The organism is Arthrobacter sp. SPT-J7, from assembly GCF_059089965.1.
On the sequence record NZ_JBNHFF010000574.1, the window covers coordinates 1 to 446 of the forward strand.

The 446-nt window shown below is 66.4% G+C and carries 1 protein-coding gene; it reads right to left on the reverse strand.

What is annotated here, in order from left to right; translation table 11 throughout:
• Positions 1-446: HNH endonuclease signature motif containing protein (locus AC5RWX_RS34330; protein WP_494100586.1), on the reverse strand; the 446-nt coding region annotated here is incomplete at both ends.

Below are 446 nucleotides of genomic sequence, written 5' to 3' on the forward strand. Positions count from 1 at the left end.
GCCCTTGTCCCAAGCGAGGATATGGTCGGCTTCGTTGTCCAGGGAGTTGTTGCTGCAGCCGGGGAAGGGACATTTGCCGTCCCGCATCCGCAGCCAGTTCCGCATGGCTTTGGTGAGCCGATAGCTGGTGCGGCCGATCTCCAGCGGAGCCCCGTCCCTGGGATCAACCAGCACCCGGTAAAACGAGCTGGCACCGTCGGCAACCAGATCACGGGCCATCGACGCGGGGATCGGGCCGTACCCGTCCAGCATCGCCGGCTCATCGGTCACGCCCAGCAGGGAAAACACCGGCACGGTGACCAGCACCTGCGCGCGGATCGAAGATCGCTGCCCGTAAGCGGCTTCCCCACCGGCCTCGTCCGTGCTGCCGGGGCCGCGGCTGCTGCCGTTTCCGCTGCTGAGGAGAACGGAAGAATACGTGTCGGCCCGCAACTGGGTCAGGGTTC